The 23,137-nt window shown below is 71.9% G+C and carries 17 protein-coding genes and 2 pseudogenes; 13 read left to right on the top strand and 6 right to left on the bottom strand.

The features are described 5' to 3' along the window. The first annotated feature begins 38 nt into the window (after positions 1 to 38). The 13 genes from B124_RS28885 (at position 39) to B124_RS28825 (ending at position 16,044) form a co-directional block, all read left to right on the top strand. Complete coding sequence (locus B124_RS28885; protein ID WP_496505928.1) at positions 39 to 341, top strand: urease subunit gamma; 303 nt, start codon at positions 39 to 41, stop codon at positions 339 to 341. A 17-nt stretch (positions 342 to 358) separates the two neighbouring features. Next, positions 359 to 670 carry an urease subunit beta gene (locus tag B124_RS28880; RefSeq protein ID WP_496505927.1) on the top strand — a complete coding sequence of 104 codons (312 nt, stop codon included), beginning with the start codon at positions 359 to 361 and terminating at the stop codon, positions 668 to 670. Next, a complete protein-coding gene (locus B124_RS28875; protein WP_496505926.1) occupies positions 663 to 2,384 on the top strand; it encodes an urease subunit alpha in 1,722 nt (573 codons plus the stop codon). The genes B124_RS28880 and B124_RS28875 overlap by 8 nt, the downstream gene beginning before the upstream one ends. A gap of 3 nt (positions 2,385 to 2,387) precedes the next feature. Further along, complete coding sequence (locus B124_RS28870; RefSeq protein ID WP_496505925.1) at positions 2,388 to 3,077, top strand: urease accessory protein UreF; 690 nt, start codon at positions 2,388 to 2,390, stop codon at positions 3,075 to 3,077. Positions 3,078 to 3,117: 40 nt separating this feature from the next. Then, entirely contained in the window at positions 3,118 to 3,831 is a 714-nt protein-coding gene (gene ureG / locus B124_RS28865; protein WP_496505924.1) for an urease accessory protein UreG, read from the top strand. Beyond that, a complete protein-coding gene (locus B124_RS28860) occupies positions 3,816 to 4,757 on the top strand; it encodes an urease accessory protein UreD (RefSeq protein WP_496505954.1) in 942 nt (313 codons plus the stop codon). The genes ureG and B124_RS28860 overlap by 16 nt, the downstream gene beginning before the upstream one ends. Positions 4,758 to 5,058: 301 nt before the next feature. Beyond that, a complete protein-coding gene (locus tag B124_RS28855; protein WP_496505923.1) occupies positions 5,059 to 7,806 on the top strand; it encodes a cellulosome protein in 2,748 nt (915 codons plus the stop codon). Positions 7,807 to 7,838: 32 nt separating this feature from the next. After that, on the top strand, positions 7,839 to 8,891 hold the full coding sequence (locus B124_RS28850; RefSeq protein ID WP_496505922.1) for a LacI family DNA-binding transcriptional regulator: 1,053 nt from the start codon (positions 7,839 to 7,841) through the stop codon (positions 8,889 to 8,891). Positions 8,892 to 8,896: 5 nt separating this feature from the next. Beyond that, entirely contained in the window at positions 8,897 to 10,159 is a 1,263-nt protein-coding gene (locus B124_RS28845; protein WP_496505953.1) for a sugar ABC transporter substrate-binding protein, read from the top strand. Between the two features lie 21 nt (positions 10,160 to 10,180). Beyond that, positions 10,181 to 11,161, top strand: a complete 981-nt coding sequence (locus B124_RS28840; protein WP_496505921.1) for a carbohydrate ABC transporter permease — start codon at positions 10,181 to 10,183, stop codon at positions 11,159 to 11,161. Continuing rightward, on the top strand, positions 11,158 to 11,988 hold the full coding sequence (locus B124_RS28835) for a carbohydrate ABC transporter permease (protein WP_496505920.1): 831 nt from the start codon (positions 11,158 to 11,160) through the stop codon (positions 11,986 to 11,988). The genes B124_RS28840 and B124_RS28835 overlap by 4 nt, the downstream gene beginning before the upstream one ends. A 34-nt stretch (positions 11,989 to 12,022) precedes the next feature. After that, a complete protein-coding gene (locus B124_RS28830) occupies positions 12,023 to 14,050 on the top strand; it encodes a glycoside hydrolase family 31 protein (RefSeq protein ID WP_496505919.1) in 2,028 nt (675 codons plus the stop codon). Further along, positions 14,047 to 16,044, top strand: coding sequence for a glycoside hydrolase family 127 protein (locus tag B124_RS28825; protein ID WP_496505918.1), 1,998 nt, complete (start codon positions 14,047 to 14,049; stop codon positions 16,042 to 16,044). The genes B124_RS28830 and B124_RS28825 overlap by 4 nt, the downstream gene beginning before the upstream one ends. A 90-nt stretch (positions 16,045 to 16,134) precedes the next feature. Here the strand turns inward: B124_RS28825 and B124_RS28820 are convergent. The 6 genes and pseudogenes from B124_RS28820 to B124_RS28795 form a co-directional block, all read right to left on the bottom strand. Beyond that, positions 16,135 to 18,288 (bottom strand): annotated as a pseudogene (locus B124_RS28820) (ThuA domain-containing protein); the annotation flags it as partial. 67 nt (positions 18,289 to 18,355) lie between these two features. Continuing rightward, positions 18,356 to 19,522 carry an iron-containing alcohol dehydrogenase gene (locus B124_RS28815; protein WP_496505917.1) on the bottom strand — a complete coding sequence of 389 codons (1,167 nt, stop codon included), beginning with the start codon at positions 19,520 to 19,522 and terminating at the stop codon, positions 18,356 to 18,358. Further along, entirely contained in the window at positions 19,519 to 20,439 is a 921-nt protein-coding gene (locus B124_RS28810; protein ID WP_496505916.1) for an alpha/beta fold hydrolase, read from the bottom strand. Before B124_RS28810 ends, B124_RS28815 begins: the two co-directional genes overlap by 4 nt. 10 nt (positions 20,440 to 20,449) lie before the next feature. After that, entirely contained in the window at positions 20,450 to 21,013 is a 564-nt protein-coding gene (locus B124_RS28805; protein ID WP_496505915.1) for a DJ-1/PfpI family protein, read from the bottom strand. 60 nt (positions 21,014 to 21,073) lie between these two features. After that, positions 21,074 to 22,000 (bottom strand): annotated as a pseudogene (locus B124_RS28800) (CE1 family esterase); the annotation flags it as partial. 219 nt (positions 22,001 to 22,219) lie between these two features. Continuing rightward, on the bottom strand, positions 22,220 to 23,137 hold a 918-nt coding region (locus tag B124_RS28795), incomplete at its 5' end, for a non-reducing end alpha-L-arabinofuranosidase family hydrolase (protein ID WP_496505914.1).

Raw genomic sequence — 23,137 nt, 5'->3', positions numbered from 1 at the left:
GCCCCGGAGGGACGGAGCCGGAAGGGCGGGTGGGACGCGTGCGACTGACTCCCCGGGAGCAGGAGCGGCTGCTCATCCACGTGGCCGCGGACGTGGCCGAGAAGCGCCGGGCGCGCGGGCTGCGGCTCAATCACCCGGAGGCGGTCGCGCTCATCACCTCCCACGTACTCGAAGGCGCCCGTGACGGCCGCAGCGTCGCCGACCTGATGGCCTCCGGTCGCAAGGTGCTCACCCGCGACGACGTCATGGACGGCATCCCCGAGCTTCTTCGCGACGTGCAGGTGGAGGCGACCTTTCCGGACGGCACCAAGCTCGTCACCGTCCACGACCCCATCGTCTGACGGAAAGGGGACCGGCCGTGATCCCAGGAGAGATCCGCTACGGCGACGGGGCCGTCCGCCTGAACGAGGGTGCGGACGTCATCCGGCTCACCGTTCTCAACGCCGCCGACCGGCCCGTCCAGGTCGGCTCCCACTACCACTTCGCCGAGGCCAACCCGGGCCTGGAGTTCGACCGGCCCGCCGCCCGTGGCAGGCGCCTCGGCGTTGCCGCGGGCACCGCCGTGCGCTTCGAGCCCGGCGTGCCCGTGGAGGTCGAGCTGGTCCCGATCGCCGGCCGGCGCATGGTGCCGGGGCTGCGCGGCGAGACGGGCGGTGCGCTCGATGGCTGAGCTGTCCCGCGCCGCGTACGCCGACCTCTACGGGCCGACCACCGGCGACCGCATCCGGCTCGCCGACACCGACCTGCTGATCGAGATCGAGGAGGACCGCGCCGGCGGCCCGGGGCGCGCGGGCGACGAGGCGGTCTTCGGCGGCGGCAAGGTCATCCGCGAGTCCATGGGCGTCTCCCGCGCCACCCGCGCCGACGGCACCCCCGACACCGTGATCACCGGGGCCGTCGTCCTCGACCACTGGGGCGTCGTCAAGGCCGACATCGGCATCCGCGACGGGCACATCACCGCGCTCGGCAAGGCCGGCAACCCCGACACCATGGACGGCGTCCACCCCGAGCTGGTCATCGGCCCGGAGACCGAGATCGTCGCGGGCAACGGCAAGATCCTCACCGCGGGCGCCGTCGACGCCCACGTCCACTTCATCTGTCCCCAACTCGCCGACGAGGCACTCGCCGCCGGCGTCACCACCCTCATCGGCGGCGGTACAGGCCCCGCCGAAGGCAGCAAGGCCACCACCGTCACCCCCGGGCCGTGGCACCTCGCCCGGATGCTGGAGGCCATGGACGGCGTACCCGTCAACGTCGGCCTTCTCGGCAAGGGCAGCACCGTCTCCAGCGAGGCGCTGCTCAGCCAACTCCGCGGCGGAGCCCTCGGCTTCAAGATCCACGAGGACTGGGGGGCCACTCCCGCCGTCATCGACGCCTGCCTCGCCGTCTGCGAGGAAACCGGCGCGCAACTCGCCCTCCACAGCGACACCCTCAACGAGGCAGGCTTCGTCGGCGACACCCTCGCCGCCCTCGCAGGCCGCACCGTCCACGCCTACCACGCCGAGGGCGCCGGCGGCGGCCACGCCCCCGACATCATCACCGTCGTCTCCGCCCCCCACGTCCTGCCCAGCTCCACCAACCCGACCCGGCCGCACACCGTCAACACCGTCGAGGAGCACCTCGACATGCTGATGGTCTGCCACCACCTCAACCCCGCCGTGCCCGAGGACCTCGCCTTCGCCGAGTCCCGCATCCGCCCCTCGACCATCGCCGCGGAGGACGTCCTGCACGACCTCGGCGCCATCTCCGTCATCTCCTCCGACTCCCAGGCCATGGGCCGCATCGGCGAAGTCGTGCTGCGCACCTGGCAGACCGCGCACGTGATGAAGAAGAGGCGCGGCGCGCTGCCCGGCGACGGCCGCGCCGACAACCTGCGGGCCCGCAGGTACGTCGCGAAGTACACGGTCAACCCGGCCGTGGCCAACGGCGTCGACCACGAGATCGGCTCCGTCGAGCCCGGCAAGCTCGCCGACCTCGTCCTGTGGGACCCGGCGTTCTTCGGCGTCAAGCCGCACCTGGTGCTCAAGGGCGGCCAGATCGCGTACGCGCAGATGGGCGACGCCAACGCCTCCATCCCCACCCCGCAGCCGGTCCTGCCGCGCCCCATGTACGGCGCCACCGGCCGCGCCCCGCACGCCAACTCCGTCTCCTTCGTCTCCCCCCTCGCGCTGGACGGCTGCCTCGGCGACCGCCTCGGGCTGGGCAAGTCGCTGGTCGCGGCCCGCTCCACGCGGTCGCTGACCAAGGCGGACATGAGGCTCAACGACGCGACCCCGGACGTACGGGTCGACGCCGACAGCTTCACCGTGACCATCGAGGGCGACGCGGTCGAGCCCGCCCCGGCGGCGGAACTGCCCATGGCCCAGCGCTACTTCCTGTTCTGAGCCATGCCGCCGCCCCCCGCCCGCGCCGCGCTGCTCGTGCTCTGCGACGGCCGCTTCCCCGCCGGCGGCCACGCCCACTCCGGCGGCGCCGAACAGGCCGTCGCCGCCGGGCGGATCACGGACGCCGCGGGGCTCGAGACGTACTGCCGGGGACGGCTGCACACCGCCGGCCTCACCGCCGCCGCCCTGGCCGCCGCCGCCTGCGCAGGAGCCGACCCGCTGCGCCTGGACGAGGCCGCCGACGCCCGCACCCCGTCAGCCGCCCTGCGCGCCACCGCCCGCCGGCTGGGCCGCCAACTGCTGCGGGCCACGCGCGCCGCCTGGCCGTCCGCGGAGCTGGACGCCGTCGCCGCGGCCCGCCCGCGCGGAGTCCACCAGCCCGTCGTCCTGGGCCTGGCCGCCCGCGCCGCGGGCCTCAGCCCCGGCGACGCCGCGCACGCCGCCGCGTACGAGGCGGTCTCCGGGCCGACGACCGCGACCGTACGCCTCCTCGGCCTCGACCCCTTCGAAGCCACCGCCGTGCTCGCCCGCCTCGCCCCCGAGCTGGACGACGTCGCCGCGCGGGCCGCGGACGCGGGTGTCCGCGCCGCTGACGCCGGCTCCGTAGACGTACTGCCCGCTGCGGGCGCCCCGCTCCTCGACATCGCCGCCGAGGAGCACGCCGTCCGCGCGGGGCGGCTGTTCGCCTCGTAGGCAGACCTCAGCGTCCTCGTACGGACCCCAGGGAGAAGGCATGCACCTCGACCACCCCGAGAACCCTCCACAGCGCTACGCCTACGGCACCGCCACCCGCCGCCCCACAGCGCCCCCGACGGCGGCCGGCAGCCCTGCCCGCCGCCGCGCTCTGCGCGTCGGGCTCGGCGGCCCGGTGGGCTCCGGCAAGACCGCCACCGTCGCCGCACTGTGCCGACTGCTGCACGGCGAACTGTCGCTGGCCGTCGTCACCAACGACATCTACACCCGCGAGGACGCCGAGTTCCTGCTCCGCGAGGCCGTACTGCCGCCCGAGCGGATCACCGCCGTACAGACTGGCGCCTGCCCGCACACCGCCATCCGCGACGACATCTCCGCCAACGTCGAGGCCGTCGAGGAACTGGAGGCGGCGGTGGGCCCGCTCGACGTGGTCCTCGTGGAATCCGGCGGCGACAACCTCACGGCCACGTTCTCCCGCGGCCTGGCCGACGCGCAGGTCTTCGTCATCGACGTCGCGGGCGGCGACGACATCCCCCGCAAGGGAGGACCGGGCATCACCACGGCCGACCTGCTCGTCGTCAACAAGACCGACCTCGCCCCGCACGTCGGTTCCGACCTCGCGCGCATGGCGCGCGACGCGCGGGCCCAGCGCGGCGAGAAGCCGGTCGTGTTCACGTCGCTTGCGCGGGAGGGCGGCGTACGGCCGGTCGCGGACTGGCTGCGCGAGCGCGTCGCCGCCTGGCGCACAGCGTGACGGACACCGAAGCCCCGAATGCCGCCCGTACAGGCCCGTCCGCGCCGCGCCCGTACGAGCCGTACCGGCCCGGGGGACGCACTCCCGGCGGCGGAGTCCGCGCCCGCGCCCGTATCACCGCCGCCCCCGACACCCGCGGCGGCACCGCACTACCGGAGCTGGCCGGGGCCGGGCCGCTCGCCCTGCGCCGGGTCCGGGCGGGTACAGGGGAGGCACAGGTGTGCCTGGTCGGAGCCATGGCCGGGCCGCTCGGCGGAGACCGGATACGGCTCGACGTGCGCGTCGAGACCGGCGCCACCCTCTGCGTCACCAGCGCCGCCGCAACCCTCGCCCTACCGGGGCGCGCCGCCGGCGAACCCGCGGTCTACGACGTACACCTCGCCGTGGACGACGACGCCGAACTGCGCTGGCTGCCCGAGCCGCTGGTCTCCGTACGCGGCAGCAGGCTCCACCTGACGTACCGGGTCGACCTCGCCCCCACCGCCCGCCTGGTGCTCCGGGAGGAACAGGTACTCGGCCGCGCCGGCGAGCCGCCCGGCCGGCTCGTCTCGCGCCTCACGGTACGCAGCGGCGGCCGGGCACTCCTCGACCAGACGACCGACTACGGCCCCGGCGCCCCCGCGTGGGACGGCCCCGCCGTACTCGCGGACAACCGCGCCACCGGCCAGCTCCTCGTCGTCGCCCCCGAGTTCACCGACAGCCCCGCCGAGCCCCACGTCCTCTCCCCGGGCCACGCCGCCCTCACCCCCCTGGCCGGCCCCGGTACTCTCACCACCGCCGCCGCCCCGAACGCCCTGCACCTACGCGCCCTGCTCGACGACGCCCGCACCCGCACCGCCGCCCTGTACAGAACACGTAGGGACGGGACTCCCGTCCCGGGCACGGCCACAGAACCGGTGGCCACCGTCTGCATCGGCGCCGCCTGAGTTGAGCCTCCTCCGCTCCGCAAGCCTGGGGCGGGGGAGGCGGGTTGCGCCGGGGGTCTGCCGCCCGGGTGCGGCGCGGGGGGCAAGGCTCAGTGGGCGGGCGCGGAGTGCCGCCGCTCCGGAGTCATGGCCGCGGATGTGTGTCGCGCGTATTGACTCGCACCGGTGGAGCGAGCATTCTCCCGCACGAGATCCCGAATTACGTTTGATATTTCGAACGTCAGCGTTGTCGAACCGGTTCGACGAATCCGTCTGTCGAACCGGTTCGCCCCTCACCGGGCAACTCACAGGAGCAGTGACGATGGTGCATACGAGAGCGAAACGGCCCCGCCCCGGTCTGCGTCACGCACTGGCCGCCGCCGCGGGCGCCGGGCTGCTGGCCGCGGGCCTCGGGACGCCCGCCGCGGGCGCCGACGAGCAGGAGCTGGGCATCGACCTGGCCGCCGGGACGGGCGCGTTCCACGGTGGTGCCGCCGGCTCCCTCTACGGCCTCTACGGCCAGGACGTACCGGCGAACAACCTCATCGAGGGCATGAACCTCCGGACCGTCTCGACCAAGGCCCAGGACGGCCCCCAGCACCCCGGCGCCGACGCGCTTGAGGTGGTCAAGCCGCTCGCGGACGCCACCGACGGCGACGTGTACATCTACATGACCGACATCCACCGGGGCTTCCCCTACCAGTGGGAGGGCGGCACCCCCGGGGAGAAGGTCTCGATCTACCGCGAGAAGATCGCCAAGCAGGTCGACCAGGTGCTCCAACTGCCCGCGGAGTACCAGGACAACATCGTCTTCGTGCCGTTCAACGAGCCCGAGGGCAACATGTTCGGCACCGGCGAGTGGAGCTACGACCGCACCTCTTGGCTCGACGACCCCACCGCCTTCTTCGCCACCTGGGACGACTTCTACCGGCTGATCAAGGGCAAGACGCCCGGCGCCCGTATCGCAGGACCCAACACCAGCATCCTCTACGACCAGGTCAAGGGCTTTCTGGAGCACACCGTCGAGGCCGGCACGGTGCCCGACGTCGTCACCTGGCACGAGCTGAGCCACCCCGAGCAGGTGCGCACGAGCGTGTCGGAGTACCGCGAGTGGGAGAAGGAGGTCTTCGCGGGGACCGCGTACGAGGAGAAGACGCCGCTGCCCGTGAACGTCAACGAGTACGCGTTCAACTACCACACCTCCGTGCCGGGCCAGATGATCCAGTGGATCTCCGCGATCGAGGAGTCGAAGGTCGACGCCGACATGGCGTACTGGAACATCGACGGCAACATCTCCGACTCCGCCGTGCAGTCCAACCGCGGCAACGGCCAGTGGTGGCTGTTCAACGCCTACGGCGCCATGTCCGGCCACACCGTCGAGGTCACTCCGCCCTCGCCCGGCGAGAACTACACCATGCAAGGTGTCGCCACGCTGGACGAGGAGAAGCGGCAGGCACGGGCGCTGTTCGGGGGCTCGGACGGCCCGAGCCGCGTCCGGTTCGGCAACGTGCCCGCCGGTGTCTTCGGCGACACCGTCCACGCCTGGGTCCGCGAGATCCCGTGGACGGGCCAGATCGGTGACTCCGACCGCCCCGCCCCCGTCGCCGAGGGGGACGTCGTGGTCCGGGACGGCGCCGTCGAGTTCGACTTCGGCGGCGAGCTGCCGGAGCTGAAGGAGTCCTCCGCGTACGAGATCGTCCTGTCCCCGGCCGGCAGCGGCGGTCAGACGTCACCGCCGCGCACCCTCTGGCAGGGCAGCTACGAGGCCGAGGACGCCGCGCACACCGGCTCCGGCTACAGCCGGAACGGCCCCGAGGGCTCGCCGCAGGAGGTGTCCAAGTTCTACACCTCCGGCGGCTACGACGTCGGGGGCCTGCGCACCGGCTCCGACGTCCGGCTCGACTTCACCGTCGACGTGCCCGCGGACGGCACGTACGACCTCGGCGTCTTCGCCAACTCCCTCAACACCTACGACCTCGTCGAGGAGCAGGGCCCCACCAACGTCTTCCTCAGCGTCGACGGCAGGGACGAGCAGGAACTGCACCTGCCGCTCGGCTACAAGTGGGTGGTCTGGGACCACGCCGACACCACCGTCGAGCTGACCGAGGGCGCACACACCGTCTCCCTCGCCGCCCGGAGCCTCGACGGCACCGGAGCCACCAGGGGCGACGCGATCATCGACCGCATCACCCTCTCCCAACCCGCTGCCACGGCCGATCAGGCGGTCTACGAAGGCGAGTTGGCCGCCTTCGACGGCGGCGGTCCCGTGTACGGCCTGCCGCAGGACGGTGGCACCACCGGTTCCGGCGCGGCGCAGCTCGCCGAGGGCGAGAGCGCGGCCTTCTGGGTCTATTCGGAAGCCGACGCCGAGGCCCGCCTCGACGTCGCCGCGCTCGGCGAGGGGCAGTCCAGGCTCGCCGTCAACGGACAGAACGTGCAGAACGTGACCGAGGCGTCGGGCGAGGTGGCCGTCTCGCTCTCCGGCGGGGTCAACAAGGTCACTGTCACCGGCACCGCCGGCTCCGTGCTCATCGACCACCTTGCCGTCACCCCGGGCAGCGGAGCGCTGGAGCCGCGCGAGTACCAGGCCGAGGAGGCCGGCCTCGCCGGTTCCGCCGAGGCCGCGGACTTCTCCCTCGCCGACGGCGGCAAGGCGGTGCAGGGCGTCGGCGGCGAGCCGGGAAACGGCAACACCGCCACCTTCCGCGTCACCGCCGACACCGCCGGCCTCTACGCCATGCGCGTCCGCTACGCCAACCCCGAGCAGTCCGAGGCCACGCACTACAACCCCGACCCGCTCGTCCGGCACGCCGACGTGTCCGTCAACGGCGGTGAGGCCCAGCGTGTCACGTTCCCGCACTCGTTCCACGAGAACAACTTCTGGGAGCTGACCGTGCCGGTGCGGCTGGAGCAGGGCGGCAACACCATCGCGTTCCGATCCGAGGAACTGCCGAACTTCGACGGAGAGTCGTACGCCTCCGACACCTGGCCGGGCGTCCTGCTGCGCTCGCGGTACGCGCCCGTCCTCGACAAGGTCACGCTCGCGCCGTACGCGGCCGAGCAGCCTTAGCCCGCACCACATCCAGCAGGGGAGTCCGAGTGGTGACCATCGGCGACATCGCGCACGCGGCCGGCGTATCCCGCAGCACCGCCTCGTACGCGCTCTCCGGCAAGCGGTCCATCTCCGCCGAGGTCCGGCAGCGCGTGGCCGACGCGGCGCGGGAGCTGGGGTACACGCCCAACGCCGGCGCCCGGGCGCTGGCCACCGCGGAGACCATGGTCCTCGGGCTGCTCGCCCAGTTCCACGAGGACGAGTTCGCCCCGGCCATGCTCCAGTACATTCTGGGCGTCTCCGACACCGCCCGCGAGCTGGGCTACGACACCCTGCTCGTCACCGAGGCGGACGGGCCCCGGGCGCTGCGCCGGATCACGGACTCCCGCATGGTCGACGGCGTCGTCCTGCTCAACGTCGCGCAGGACGACGCCCGGCTGCCGCTGCTGCTCAGCGCACCCCAGCCGGGGGCGCTCGTCGGGCTGCCGGGCGACCCGTCCGGCGTCGACGTCTTCGACCTCGACTTCGCGGCGGCCGGGCGGGCGATGGTCGACCACATGCACCGGCTGCGCCACCGCGAGCTGATCCTCGTCTCGCAGCCGGAGCACGTCGTCGAGCGGGGCGGCGCGTACGTGTGGCGGCTGCAGGACGCCGTCGTGCAGCGGGCGCGGTTCCACGGCATCCGCCTGCACGCCGCCTTCGGCTTCTCCCGCCAGCCGGACGTCGGACGGCATCTGAGCGCACTGCTCGACGCACACCCGGCCGCGACGGGGCTGCTGCTGAACAACGAGGCCGCCGCCGCGGCCCTGCCCTCCGTGCTGCACACGCGCGGTCTTCGGGTGTCGCGGGACCTGTCGGTCATCGGCCGCTACTCCGACGAATTCGCCCGCACCTTCTCGCTGCCGTTCTCCGCCATCGAATCCGCCCCCGATCTGCTGGGCGCCCTGGCCGTACGCCAGCTCGTCAGCCGCATCGTCTCTCCCGGAGCCCGGGACGAACCGCACGTACTGCGGCTCATCCCGCCCGAACTCGTCGACCGCGGGAGCACCGGCCCTCCGCCCGCGGACCCCAGCACCGCACGTGCCCAAGGAGGAACTCCGTGACATCCCTGCCTGCCCCCGTCCGTGCCGTCCGCGCCGTCGGCGTCGTGGGCGCCGCGCTCCTCGTCATGGCTGCGCCGGCCGCCTGCTCGTCGAACACCGGCGGCACGGGCGGCGACCAGTCGAGTGACACGTACACCTGGTGGGACCCCTATCCGCAGCACGACAAGTCCTCGGACTGGGCGAAGCGGGTGGCCGCCTGCGGCGACGAGGCGGGCGTGGCCATCAAACGCACCGCCTACGACACCTCCGCGCTGACGAACCAGGCGCTGCTCGCCGCCCAGGAGGGCACGTCGCCCGACGTCATCCTGCTGGACAACCCGGCCGTCTCCACCCTCGCCGACAGCGGGATGCTCACCACCACGGACGAGTTCGGGCTCGACACGTCCGGCATCGACGAGAACCTGCTCGCGGCCGGGGTCGTGGACGGCAAGGCGTACGGCATCCCCATCGGCGCCAACACACTGGCGCTCTACTACAACGAAGAAATCGTCGACGACGCCGGCGTCGATCCCGCCGCGGTCAAGGACTGGCAGTCGCTCACCGCCGCCCTGAAGAAGGCGACCGGCGCCGGCCACAAGGGCATCACCTTCGCCGGCACCAACACCGAGGAGGGCTCCTTCCAGTTCCTGCCCTGGTTCTGGGGCGCGGGCGCGGAACTGCGCGACCTCGACTCGGCGCGGGCCGTCTCGGCACTGGAGCTGTGGACTGGCTGGCTGGCGGAGGGCTACGCGCCCAACTCGGTGATCAGCAACTCCCAGAACACCTCCTGGGAGGAGTTCCTCACCGGCGACTTCGCCTTCGCCGTCAACGGCACCTGGCAGGTCAACAGCGCCGCGGAGGCCGGTTTCCCGACCGGTGTGGTGCAGATACCCGGCAAGGACGGCGGCGCGGCCCCGGCCCCGACGGGCGGCGAGTTCATCACCGCACCCGTACAGGACGACACGTCCCGCTACGACGTCACCAAGAGGATCGTCGAGTGCATGACCACCCCCGCGGGCATGGTGGAGACGGCGACGGCCTTCGCCTACTACATCCCGCCGACGAAGGCCGGCCAGGAAAAGCTGCTTGAGCGGAACTCGGGGCTGCAGCCGTGGATCGCGGCCGTACGCACCGCCCGCGGCCGGACCAGCGACAACCTCGGCACCGACTACCCGAAGATCTCTGAGCAGCTCTGGACCGCCGTGCAGAAGGCGCTCAGCGGGTCCAAGAGTCCCGAGGACGCCCTGCGCGAAGCGCAGTCGGCCGCCGAGGACGAGGTCGGCGGCTGACGCCGCGCGGGGAGCCGCACCATGGAGACCACCACCACGACCGCGCCGCAGGCGGCGGCGTCCGGTCCGGCGGCGCCGTCGGCCGGCCGCCGGGGACGGCGGCCGGCGCACGGGCGCTCCGCCCGTTGGGCCGGCCGCGCTTTTCTGGCCCCGCTCATCGTCTACCTGCTGGCCTTCTACGCCTATCCGCTCTTCCGGAACGTCGACCTCAGCCTGCACGAGTACACCGTCCGCTCGTTCGTGCAGGGCGGTGCCGAGTTCACCGGGCTCGCCAACTACCGGGAGGTGATCGGCGCCGACGGCTTCGGCCCCGCGCTGCGCAACACGCTCCTGTTCACCTTCGTCTCCATCGCCGCGCAATACGCCGTCGGCCTCGCGCTCGCGGTCTTCTTCCGCACCGGCTTCCGGCTCTCAGGGCTGCTGCGCGGCTTGTTCCTGGTGCCGTGGCTCCTGCCTCTGATCGTCTCCGGATCGACCTGGTCCTGGATGCTGAACAGCGAGAACGGGATCGTGAACTCCGCCCTGGAGGCGTTCGGCATCGGGCAGGTCAACTGGCTTACCGACCCCGGCTGGGCGCTCACCTCCGTGATCATCGCGAACATCTGGCTCGGCATCCCGTTCAACCTCGTCATCCTCCACTCCGGGCTGCAGAACATCCCCGAGGAGCTGTACGAGGCCGCTGCGCTGGACGGCGCGAGCGCCTGGCAGCAGTTCCGGCGGGTGACCTTCCCGCTGCTGCGCCCGGTCTCCGCGATCACCCTGCTGCTCGGCCTCGTCTACACGCTCAAGGTGGTCGACGTCATCTGGATCATGACAACCGGCGGTCCTGGCACCTCCTCCACCACGCTCGCCGTCTGGTCCTACCGCGAAGCGTTCGGCACCGGGCTGCCCGACTTCTCGCCCGCCGCCACCGTCGGCAATCTGCTCATCTTCATCGCGCTCGCCTTCGGGCTCCTCTACATCCGGCTCGAAGGCCGCCAGCGCAGGCGGGAGACATCATGACGAGGCACCGGCCCCGGCGCGGCAGCCGAGGGAGGACCGCCCTCGGCATCCTGTTCACCGCGGTGATGCTCTTCCCCGTCTACTGGATGGTCAACGTCTCGCTGACCAGGACCGAGGACATGCGGGCCGACCCGCCGCACTGGATTCCCACGGACCCCACCTTCGCCGGCTACGGCGACGTGCTGCGCGACCAGATGCCGGCGCTGACCACCAGCCTGGGCATCGGCGCGGGCTGCGTCGCGCTCACCCTCGCGGTCGCCGCGCCCGCCGCTTACTCGCTGGCCAAGCTGCGCCCGCGCAGCCTGGGCCCGGTCGGGTTCCTGCTGCTGGTCGCGCAGATGATCCCCAGCGTGGTCATGGCCATCGGCTTCTACGCCGTCTACGTGCGGCTCGGCTGGCTCAACTCCGTCTGGGGCCTGATCCTCGCGGACTCCACCATCGCCGTCCCCTTCGGCGTCATGGTGCTGACCGCCTTCATGTCCGGCATCCCGTCCGAACTGCTGCAGGCCGCGCGGATCGACGGCGCGGACACGTGGCGGACGTTCGTCTCCGTGGTCCTGCCGCTGAGCCGCAACGCGCTGCTGACCGTGTCGCTGTTCGCGTTCCTGTGGGCGTGGTCGGACTTCGTCTTCGCCTCCACCCTCAGCCGCAACGCCGACGCGATCCCGATCACCCTCGGCATCTACCAGTACATCGGCAACAACACCACCGAATGGAACTCGATCATGGCCACCGCCGTCGTCGCGTCCGTCCCCGCGGCCGTGCTGCTCGTCGTCGCGCAGCGCTTCGTGGCCGGCGGCGTCGTCGCGGGCGCTGTCAAGGACTGACCATGAGGAACCCAGTTGTGAGGAGCACGCGCACATGGTGAGCTTCCGGCCGACCCGGACCGCTCTGGAGATCCGCCACCGGCACGAGGTGCTGACCGTCCAGGCATGGGGCGCCGACAGCGTCCGGGTACGGGCGGCGCCGTTCCGTCTCCCGGCGGAGAGCCACGGCGCTCTCGGCGAGCCGCCGCCGTCGCCCGCACCGCCGCGGATCACCGTCGACGGCGACCGCGCCGTCCTCGTCCACGGCGACCTGACCGTGACGGCCGCCTTCGACCGCCGCGCCGCGAACCCCGAGCCGCTGCTCGCCTTCTCCCGCGCGAGCACCGGCACCGAACTGCTGGCCGAGAGCCGCGAGCACTTCTGGCTGCCCGGCGCCCGCGTCTTCCGCGGGGACGGCACCGGCGCGTACGAAGTCCGCCAGCAGTTCACCGCGTACGCCGGCGAGCGGCTCTACGGCATGGGCCAGCGCACCCACGGCCGGCTCGACCTCAAGGGCCTGGCCCTGGACCTCGTCCACCGCAACGGTGAGGTGTCCATCCCGTTCGTGCTCTCCAGCCGCGGCTACGGACTGCTGTGGAACCTCCCCGCGGTCGGCCGCGCCGAGTTCGCGGAGAACGCCACCCGGTGGCAGGCCGGCCGCGCCCGGGAGATCGACTACTGGCTCACCGCGGCGCCGACGCCCGCCGGGATCCTCGCCCGGTACGCCGACGCCACCGGGCACGCCCCCGAACTGCCGCACTGGGCCAGCGGCTTCTGGCAGTCGAAGCTGCGCTACCGCGACCAGGACGAGCTGCTCGCCGTCGCACGTGAGCACCGCCGCCGCGACCTGCCCCTGTCCGTGATCGTCGCCGACTACTTCCACTGGCCGGCGATGGGCGAGTACCGCTTCGATCCGGCCGAGTGGCCGGATCCCCGGGCAATGGTCGAAGAACTGGCCGAGCAGGGCGTGGAGCTGATGGTCTCCGTCTGGCCGACCGTCTCACCGCTCGCCGAGTCGTGGCCCGACTACCGCGACCGCGGCCTGCTCGCCGGCACCGCGCAGGGCGTGGAGTTCCACCAGACCATCCAGGACAAGGGCATGGCCGTGCCCATGCCCGTAGCCTTCTACGACCCGACCAACCCCGAGACACGGGCGTACGTGTGGGAGCGGATCCGGCGCGGCTACCGAGACGCCGGCATCCGGGTCTTCTGGCTGGACGCCTGCGAGCCCGAGCTGAACCCCGCCCAGCCGGAGAACCTCGCCCTGTACGCCGGTCCTGGCGCCGAGGTCGCCGGCGTGTACCCCCGCGACAACGCCCGCCTCTTCGCGGAGGGCATGGCGGCCGACGGCGCCGGGCCGACGGTGCTGCTGTGCCGCTCCGCGTGGGCGGGCGCGCAGAAGTACGGCGCCGCGCTCTGGTCCGGCGACATCCCCGCCACCTGGGAGTCGCTGCGGCGGCAGATACGGGCCGGGCTGTCCGTCGGCGTCTCCGGCATCCCGTGGTGGACCACCGACATCGGGGGCTTCCACGGCGGCGACGCCCGCGACCCCGCGTACCGTGAGCTGTTGATCCGGTGGTTCCAGTTCGGCGTCTTCTGCCCGCTGTTCCGGCTGCACGGCGACCGCGAGCCGCGCACCCCCACCTCGTACGCCCAGACCGGCGGCCCCAACGAGGTCTGGTCCTACGGCGAGGAGGCGTACGGGATCATCGCCGGGCTGCTCCAGCTGCGCGAGCGGCTGCGTCCGTACCTCCACGAGCAGATGACCGTCGCCGCCCGTACCGGGCTGCCGCCGATGCGACCGCTCTTCGTCGACCACCCGGACGACCCGCGCGCGTGGCCGGTGGACGACGCGTTCCTCTTCGGCCCCGACGTGCTCGTCGCGCCGGTGGCCGAGGCCGGGCAGCGCGCCCGGGAGGTGTACCTGCCGGGCGGTGCCCGCTGGGTCTGCGCCGCGACCGGCCGGGCGTACGACGGCGGCGGCGCGGTCACGGCCGCCGCCCCCCTCGACCGGATCCCCGTCTTCGTCCGCGAAGGCGCCGAGGTGCCGCTGGGCGCGGCCGGCTCGGCGGCGACCGTATGAAGGAGAGCGCGCAGGCGGCCCGGACGACCGGCGGCACCGATCAGAAGGGCGGCCGGCCGGTCGTCCCGAGCAGGGGCGAACGGCGCCCCCTGGGCCTGGCGGAGGTGACGCTCACCGGCGGCGGATTCTGGCAGGACCTGAAGCGGACCAACGCCGCGACCACGCTGGCGCACTGCGAGCGGTGGATGGAGCGGGTCGGCTGGCTCGCCAACTTCGACCGCGCCGCGGACGGCACGACCGGGCCCGACCGGCCCGGCTGGCCGTTCGCCGACTCCGAGGTCTACAAGCTCATCGAGGCGCTGGCGTGGGAGTACGGCAGCACCGGCGACCCCGTGCACGGCGCGGCCGTACGGCGGCTGACGGCACGTATCGCCCGCGCCCAGGACCCCGACGGCTACCTCAACACCTGCTACGGGCACCCCGGCCGGCCGCCGCGGTACAGCGACCTGGAGTTCGGCCACGAGCTGTACTGCACCGGGCACCTGCTGCAGGCCGCCGTCGCCCGGCTGCGCACCACCGGCCACGACGAACTCGTCGCCGTCGCCCGCCGGGCCGCCGACCACGTCTGCGACACCTTCGGCCCCGGCGGGCTGAAAGGCATCTGCGGCCACCCCGGGATCGAGACCGCCCTCGCCGAACTGGGCCGCGCCCTCGGCGAGCCCGCGTATACCGACCAGGCGCAGCTCTTCCTCGACCGACGCGGCCACCGCACCCTGGCGGTGCCGTTCGGCATCGGCGGCGCCGGCTACTTCCAGGACGACGTGCCCGTCCGCAGGGCCGAGTGCTGGCGCGGCCACGCCGTGCGCCAGCTCTACCTGGCGGCCGGCGCCGTGGACGTGGCCGTGGAGCGGGACGATCGGGAACTGCTCGCCGCCGTCGAGCGGCAGTGGGCCCACGCCGTCGCCCGCCGCACGCACCTGACCGGCGGCATGGGCTCACGGCACCGGGACGAGGGCTTCGGCGACGACTGGGAGCTTGCGCCCGACCGTGCGTACTGCGAGACGTGCGCGGGCGTCGCGTCGGTCATGGTGTCCTGGCGACTGCACCTGGCCACCGGCGACATGCGCTACCCCGATCTGATGGAGCGCACGTTCTTCAACGTTGTCGCCACCTCGCCGCGCGCCGACGGCCGGGCGTTCTTCTACGCCAACCCGCTCCAGCAGCGCACAGCGGGCGGGGGCCCCGGCCTCTCCGCCGACGTCTCCGCCGACGTCTCCGCCGACGGGGAGGTCAGCCCCCGCGCCGAGGGCGGCACCCGGGCGGCCTGGTTCGACGTCTCCTGCTGCCCCACCAACGTCGCCCGCACCCTGGCCTCCTGGCACACCTGCCTGGCCACGGCCGGGCGGCGGGAGCTGACGCTGCTGCAGTACGCGAGCGGCCGGATCGCGGCCGAGCTGGGCGACGGACGGACGGTGACCGTGGCGGTGGAGACCGCGTACCCGGCGGACGGGCTGGTGACGATCCGGGTGGTGGACGCGCCCGCGGGCGCGATGGCCCTGCGGCTGCGGGTCCCCGCGTGGGCGCGGGGCGCGGTGCTCCACGAGGGCGGCCGGCAACGCCCCGCCGCCCCGGGCGCGGTGGTGGTCGACCGCGTACTCGTGCCCGGCGAGGACATCCGCCTGCACCTCCCTGTGACCCCCCGCTTCACCTGGCCGGACCGCCGCATCGACGCACTGCGCGGCAGCGTCGCCGTCGAGCGCGGCCCGCTTGTCTACTGCGCCGAGTCGACCGACCTGCCGGACGGACTGAGCCTGGACGACGTCCTGCTGGACACCACGACCCCGCCCGTGGAGCGCGACGGCGCCGTCCGGGCCCGCGCCGTACCCGCGCCCCGGCAGGCCCCGGACGCGGGACCGGCCTGGCCCTACGCGCCGGAGCCCGGGCCGGTGGCGTCCCCGGGACCCTCGATGGAGCTGACACTGACCCCTTACCACCGCTGGGCGGAGCGCGGCCCTGCCGCGATGCGCGTGTGGCTGCCCGCGAGCACCGCGTGACCGGAGGCCCGGCGTGCACGGGCCGGGTGGTGACCGGTCATGCGCTGCAAGGACGCGCTCCTCCCGTCATCGGCTTGCGGGTGTTCCGTCGGCAACCGGGGCGCCTGCTTCGCCTCGGTAGTCGATGCGGTAGAGGCCGGAGTCGTTGTTGCCGCCCCCGAAGGAGCTGCCCCACTCCAGGAGGTAGAGCGAGCCGTCCGGGCCGAAGGTCATGTCCATCGGCTTGATGAACCTGGTGCCGGACATGAAGGCGTTGACGGACCCCAGCCCGCCGCCGTCGAAGCGCATCTCCTTGATGAAGCCGCGGTCCCACTCGTAGAAGAACGACGAGCCGTCGAACGACTCCGGGAACTTCGTGGTGGAAGGGTTGTCCGCGTCGTAGCGGTAGACGGGTCCGGCCATCGGGGCGATACCGCCCGAGCCGAGTTCGGGGAACTCCGGTGAGGCGTCGTAGCCGTACCACATGTCGGGCTTCTGGACTGACGGTAGCTGGGTCAGCCCGGTGTTGTTGGGGGACTCGTTGACGGGGTTGGCGCAGTCGAACTTCGGGCCGACCTGGCCGTTGTCGGGGTTGTACGGGGCGTAGGGCTCGTTGTTGCCGTGGCAGAAGGGCCAGCCGTAGTTGCCTGGTTCGGTGATGATGTTGTACTCGCCCATGCCCGCGGGGCCGCGGTTGTCGGTGGTGCCGTGGCGGTCGGGGCCGTAGTCGGCCATGTGCACGTCGCCGGTGGCGGGGTCGACGGTGAAACGGAAGGGGTTGCGGAAGCCCATGGCGTAGATCTCGGGGCGGGTCTTGTCCGTACCCTCGGGGAAGAGGTTGCCGTCGGGGATGGTGTATCCGCCGCTGTCGGTGGGCTGGACGCGCAGGATCTTGCCGCGCAGGTCGTTGGTGTTGCCTGCGGTGCGTGCGGAGTCCTGCATCTCGTGGCCCGGGCGCCAGTCCAGCGGGGCGTAGCCCTGCCAGGCCGATTCGAGGTTGGGTGCGGTGTCGTCGCCCGCGCCGATGTACAGGGTGCGGTCCGGGCCGAATTCGAGGCTGCCGCCGGTGTGGCCGGGTTCCGGGTAGGTCCGGTCCCGGTAGGCGGGGATGTCGATCACCTTCTGCTCGCTCGCCGGATCCAGGGTGTTCCCGTCAAGGGTGAAGGCGGACACCCGGTTGATGTCTTCGGCGCTGTCGGCGGGGGAGTAGTTGAGGTAGATCTTGTTGCTGGTGGCGAAGTCCGGTGCCAGGGCCAGCCCGATGAGCCCGTCCTCGCCGCCGGTGTACACCCTGAGGGTTCCGGCGGTCGTGGTGGACTGGGTTGCCGGGTCGTAGACGCGCACGGCGCCGCCGCGCTGGATGTAGATCACGCGGCCGTCCGGTGCGACGTCCAGCTCCATGGGATCGAGGGTGCCGTCGTCGAGCGTCACCTTCTCGAAGGTGGCCTGGCCGGGTGCGGGCTGACCGCATTCTCCGGGCTGGTTGCCCGTCGCCCACTGCACGCCGCCCATCAGGTGGTTGCGGAAGTCCTCCTCCGCGTAGGCGGCGGCGTCGTGTCCCATGGCGGTGGCGAAGACCTTGCCGCCGGAGGCGACGCTGCACCAGGAGATGGGATGGTCCTCGCCCATCGCGAACTGCCCCGGGTCGTAGGTCGATTCGTCGACGGTGGCGAGCACGTGGACGTTCGGCCGCGGGCTGGGGTCGAAGTTGTACCACTCCTCGGGCCTGGTCCAGGTCGCGGGGAGACCCTGGGTGGAGGGGTGGTCCGGATCCTCGATGCGGACGGTGCCGTTCTGGATGCCGGCGGCGTGGCCGGGCATGTGGGCGCCGCCGTTGACGGTCTCGTCCCACCAGGGGAACTCGCCCTCGATACCCGCGTCGAGGGTGTTGTGGACGGCTACCACTCCCCCGCCGCCGGTGACGTAGCGCTGCATGGCCTGACGCTGTTCTTCGGTGTCCCAGACCATGCCGGAGTTCTGGAGCATGACGACGGCGTCGAACCCGGAGAGCTCCGCGTCGTCGAAGACGGCCGGGTCGTCGGTCTGGACGAGCTCGATGTCCTGCTCGGCCGCCTCCTCCTGGAACATCCGGATGCCGGCCGGTATGGAGTCGTGCACATAGCCGACGGCCCTGGTGAACAGCAGTACCCGGGCCTCGGCGGCCTGGGCGTGGGCCGCGGTCGCCGTCAGGGCACCGGCCGCAAGCAGCGGCGCCATGGCCAGCGCCACGAGGGCGCGTGGGCGAGTGCGGTGTCGTTCCTTCATGTGGGGGGTCCTTTCGAGGAGGGAGGAACGCGGGTGCCGAGGACAGGAGTGCCGGTGAAGGCAGTCCTCAGACGCGTGCCGTGCTGAGCCTGTCCGGTTCGCCGTGCCAGGCCGCGATCAGGATCTGTTCCAGCGCGTCCACGTCGAGCGGCACGGGGTTGTTGTCGATGAGTCTCCTGATGCCGATCGAGGATTCGGCCAGTCCGCGGACGTCACCGGCCTCGACCCCGAGTTCCGCCAGTGATGCGGGCAGTCCGACGCGCAGCCCGAGCTCGTGGACCGCCGCCACGGGGTCGGTGCACCCCATCACTTCGGCCAGAGCGGCCATCTCGGCCAGGCGCGCCGTCCGGTTGAACTGCATGACGTAGGGGAGCAGGAGGCCGGTCCCGAGCCCGTGTGACGTGCGGGTCGCCGCCCCGACCGCGAACTGGAGGGCGTGCGCGGCGGTGACGCCGGCGTTGCCGAAGGCGATGCCGGCGAGCAGGCTGCCGTAGAGCATGGCGGACCGGGCTTCCAGGTCGTCCCCGTCGTCGACGGCGCGGGCCAGGTTCGCGCAGATGCCGCCGGCTGCGGTCAGTGCGAGGGTGTCGGAGAGCGGGTTTTTGCCGACCTGCGGCCGGTCGAGCACCGAGGACGCGGTTGCGGGCCGGCGGATCGCCATGAAGGACTCCACGGCGTGGGCCAGTGCATCCATCCCCGAGTGAGCGGTCACCGTCCGCGGTGCGCCCACGGTCAGCAGCGGATCGCAGACCGCGTGCCGCGGGATGAGGTGCCGGCTGGCGACGCCGACCTTCATCCGCGTCGTCGCATCGGTGATCACGGAGACCGGCGTGACCTCCGAACCCGTCCCGGCCGTGGTGGGCACCGCGATCAGCGGCAGCACCGGACCGGGCACCGACTCCACGGCGTAGTAGGTGCTCAGCGGGCCCGGATGGCTCGCCAGCAGCGCGGTGGCCTTCGCGAGGTCGATGGTGCTCCCGCCCCCGACGGCGACGACCACGTCTGGCCGGTACTCAGCGGCGTACTCGACCGCTTGCGTGATCGTGCTCTCCGGCACGTCCACGACGGCTTCGGAGAACACGCCTGTGTCGACACCCGCCTCGTGCAGCGAGGCAAGCACCGAGTTGAAGCCGGGCGATCCGGTGATGTTCGGATCGGTGACGACCAGCGCCCGGTCGCCGTACCCGGCGGCGAGCTGACCCGTCGCTGAGGCCATCCCGGTGCCGAAGATCACCTGGGCGGGTGTGCGCAGGACCGCGAAGTCGTTGATGGCTCCTCCAAAAAGGCCGTCAGGAGCCCGTGCAGCTCCGTCGGCCGTTCGGCCGGTGAGGCGTGCCCGCACGCCCCGAACAGGTGTGCCCTCACATCGGGCAGCAGGCGCAGTAGTGGCAGCGTGCTGGACTCCAGCGGCACGACGCGATCCTCCACGCCGTGCACCAGGAGCGTGGGCGCCCGGATCTGCGCCAGCTCGTCGGCGGTCAGCGCGAGATCACGGACCCATCGCTCGCGCGGCGGCGGGAACATGCCGGCGAACGCCTCGCGCGGACCCGGCTCGAGCGTGGCGGCCAGCCGCGCCTCGACGGCCTCGCCGGTGCGGAACGCCTCGTCGACGTGCAGCAGCTCAAGGAGTTCACGGGCCGCCGCGCGCCCGGGCCGGTACGCCCAGAGCCGGTCCAGACCCGGAGGCAACGGCATGTCGAGCCCGAGGGTGCCGATCCCCACCAGCCGGGTGACCGTCTGCGGCCGGGCGTGGGCCACCGACAGTGCGATGGCCCCGCCCATGGAGTTGCCGACGACGGCGCAGCGGTCCAGCTTCAGTTCGTCCAGGAGCCCCAGGACCTGGGCCGTCCACGCGTGGCGGCCGTAGGGGTTCTCATCGCCGGACTCCGGGCCGGGGAGCAGCCTGCTCCGGCCGAAGCCGGCGAAGTCGGGCGCGATGACGCGGAAGCCGGGCGCCAGCGCAGCCATGAGAGCCTCCCAGGCTGCGCCCGTGGTGCCTGGGCCGGAACCGTGCAGCAGGACGACGGCCGGGCCCGAACCCGCCTCGCGCACATAGGTCTCCTGCCCGGCGACCCGGACCGTCCGTCCCTCGATGCCGGGGCCTGTCGTCCTCGTGACGCCCGGGCGCGCGCCACCCACCGGAAAGCTCACGCGACGGCGGTCAGACGGGGGCGCTGGAGCGCTCGAGAACGGACACGAACGCCCGTGACCACTCGGGCAGGTCCGGCCAGCCGCGGCAGGAGACCATGTTCCCGTCGACGACGTCGGGCTCGTCGACGACCGTCGCGCCGGCGTTCTCCATGTCGGCGGCCAAGGGCCCGAACGCCGCCGTCCTGCGCCCCTTCAGGAGGCCGTAGGCAGCCGGCACCTGCGGTCCGTGGCACACGGTGCCCACGGGCAGGTCGTGGGCGAAGAAGTACTCCGTGATGCGGCGGACGTCGGCGTCGAGGCGGATGTACTCGGGAGCACGGCCGCCGGGGATGATCAAGCCCGCGTACCCCGTCGGATCGACCTCGGAGAAGGCCAGGTCGACGGGAAGCCTGCGCCCGTTCTTCTCCGTGTAGGCGTCACACTCCGGCTCGAAGTCGTGGATCACGAGCTGCACGTCCCGGCGCGTCAACGCCGCGACGTCCGCCTGATAGCCCGCCTCGCGCATACGGAAGAGCGGGTACATCGTGTCCAGCTCCTCGGCCGCGTCGCCGACGAGCACAAGCACCTTCTTCATCGTTCCTCCGGTTCTCGGCGGTCCTGATCGCGCCCGCCCTGTCGCCTTCTTGGGCCGTCAGGAGTCGAACTGGGTGAAGAACTTCCACACCTCTCCCGACGTCCAGGTCTGCCAGCCGCCGCCGGTGGACCCGTCTATGGGGCCGGGGTCGTGACCTCCGTCGAACGCGGCCCATACGACGGGATACCCGGTGTTGCACCCGGAGTAGACGGTGACGATGTGCGTGAGGCTGCCTTGCCCCGGCTCGGGCGGGTTCTGCTGGGTACAGCCGTTGTTCCTGACGAACGTGTCGCGCAGGGCCCGTCCCGAAGAAATCGGCAGCACGTTGTCCCTGAGGCCGTGGAGCCCCATGTACGCGACGGGTTGCGTTCCGCCGTTGCAGCCGCTGAGGTTCGCGCCGGAGTAGACCGCCACCGCGCGGAAGACCGTCGCTCGGCTGCAGGCGAGGGCGTACGACATCGCGCCGCCGTAGCTGAAACCCGCGGAGAAGACCTGCGCCGTGTCGACACACAGGCCTGCCCCGACCTCCCGGAGTATGTCGTCGACGAGGGTCACGTCCTGACCGCCGGAGTTGGCCCAGCCGTTGTTGAGGCCCTGGGGCGCCACGAAGATCGTGCCGTTGCCCGCGCTGTCCGCCAGGCGCCTCAGGCCGTAGTAGGACCAGTTGTACCCGTCGGATCCACCCGAGTCGACATCGTTGGCGGTGCCGCCCAGCCAGTGCATTCCGAAGATCAACCGGTAGGGGCGGTCGTTGTCGTAGTCGGCGGGGACCCTGAGGATGTAGCTGCGGTTCTGGCCGCTGCTGGAGATCGTGTGCGTACCGCTGGCCAGCGTCGGAGCCTGGCCGCATCCGGCAGTCGCGGCGGCGGCACCGGCATCCACGGGCGGCGTGCTTGTGCCGGGACTGCTGCTCAGCGCCGTGCCGGGAGCGGCCATGGCGATAAGTGCCGCAGCCACAAGGGGTACTAAGAGGGATCGGTACTTCATCAGTTTCTCCCTTTCCGTCGGGAGGTCGGTCGTCCGTGTGCGTGCCCGACCGGCAGACGTCATATGTTTGGGAGCGCTCCCGAGCGTAGTGCTCCTCCTCCGAGCTGTAAACGGATGTGCCAGCCCGGGTCGGGGAAGGCCCACCCAGGCCGCGAGGGGACCCCGCCGTCCGGGAAACCCCAGCCGGTGTGCGGCTGGGGTTCCTTGGTGCGGTGGGTGTCAGGGTTGGAGGGTGAGGACGCCGGGGCGCCAGGGGAGTTGGTCGTAGGGGCCGCCTGCGGCGGGGTCTTTGCCCTGGTAGAGGAGTTGGAGGTGGCAGGGGTCGATGGTCATGGTCTGGTCGGGGTTGGTGCGGAGGAGGTCGCCGTGGCTGATGTCGTTGGTCCAGGTGGCGCCGCTGTTGGCTTTGCCCGCGAAGGGGTTGTTTTCGCTGGTGGCCTGGGGGGTCCATGAGCCGTTCAGGCTGGAGGAGGTGAAGGAGCGGAAGTAGCGTCCGCCTGCGCCGATGGCTTCGACGATCATGAGGTATTGGTTCTGGCCGTCGACTTTGTAGACCTGTACTCCTTCGAAGAGGTTGTTGGTGGAGTCGGTCATGATCGTGGTGTAGGAGGTGCCGAAGTTGCCGGGGAAGTTGCCGATGGGCATGCTGGCGCGGTAGATGCGGCCGTTGTCGCCGGCGAAGAACAGGTACATGTTCTGGTCGTCGGCGATGAGGGTCTGGTCGATGGGGCCGGTTCCGGAGTCGGAGATGCTGCCGGTGAACAGGGGTTGTGGTGAGGACCAGCCGTTGGGGTTGGCGGGGTCGTTTGAGGTGCGGTAGATGAAGGGCCACTGGCCCCACTGGTAGGCCAGTACCCAGATGTTCTTGGGTGCGAAGTAGAAGAGTGTGGGTGCGACGGTGGCCTGGTTCATCTCGTTCTGGCCGGCTGATGCCATGTCCGNCCAGTCGGTGAAGGGGCTGAAGGCCATCGAGCCGTACGACGACCCCTCCACCTTCGTGCCGTAGATGAGATGCTGGCCGTTGTGCTTCACGGCGGTGAAGTCCTTCAGCGACACCCACCCGTGCGCCGGCTGCGCCAGCACACCCGAAGACGACCACCGGTAGGACGACGGAAGCGCACACTGAGCGTCCGTCGT

It is taken from the genome of Streptomyces sp. CNP082 (genome assembly GCF_059570535.1).
Note: the sequence above shows the minus strand (reverse complement) of the source record. Positions and strands in the feature narration are given on the sequence as shown.

Excerpts from the sequence above, each read along its gene's own strand:
- B124_RS28870 (WP_496505925.1), top strand. The coding sequence starts at position 2,388 with ATGCCGCCGCCCCCCGCCCGCGCCGCGCTGCTCGTGCTCTGCGACGGC.
- ureG (WP_496505924.1), top strand. The coding sequence starts at position 3,118 with ATGCACCTCGACCACCCCGAGAACCCTCCACAGCGCTACGCCTACGGC.
- B124_RS28840 (WP_496505921.1), top strand. The coding sequence starts at position 10,181 with ATGGAGACCACCACCACGACCGCGCCGCAGGCGGCGGCGTCCGGTCCG.
- B124_RS28825 (WP_496505918.1), top strand. The coding sequence starts at position 14,047 with ATGAAGGAGAGCGCGCAGGCGGCCCGGACGACCGGCGGCACCGATCAG.
- B124_RS28830 (WP_496505919.1), top strand. The coding sequence starts at position 12,023 with ATGGTGAGCTTCCGGCCGACCCGGACCGCTCTGGAGATCCGCCACCGG.
- B124_RS28875 (WP_496505926.1), top strand. The coding sequence starts at position 663 with ATGGCTGAGCTGTCCCGCGCCGCGTACGCCGACCTCTACGGGCCGACC.
- B124_RS28835 (WP_496505920.1), top strand. The coding sequence starts at position 11,158 with ATGACGAGGCACCGGCCCCGGCGCGGCAGCCGAGGGAGGACCGCCCTC.
- B124_RS28855 (WP_496505923.1), top strand. The coding sequence starts at position 5,059 with ATGGTGCATACGAGAGCGAAACGGCCCCGCCCCGGTCTGCGTCACGCA.
- B124_RS28805 (WP_496505915.1), bottom strand. The coding sequence starts at position 21,013 with ATGAAGAAGGTGCTTGTGCTCGTCGGCGACGCGGCCGAGGAGCTGGAC.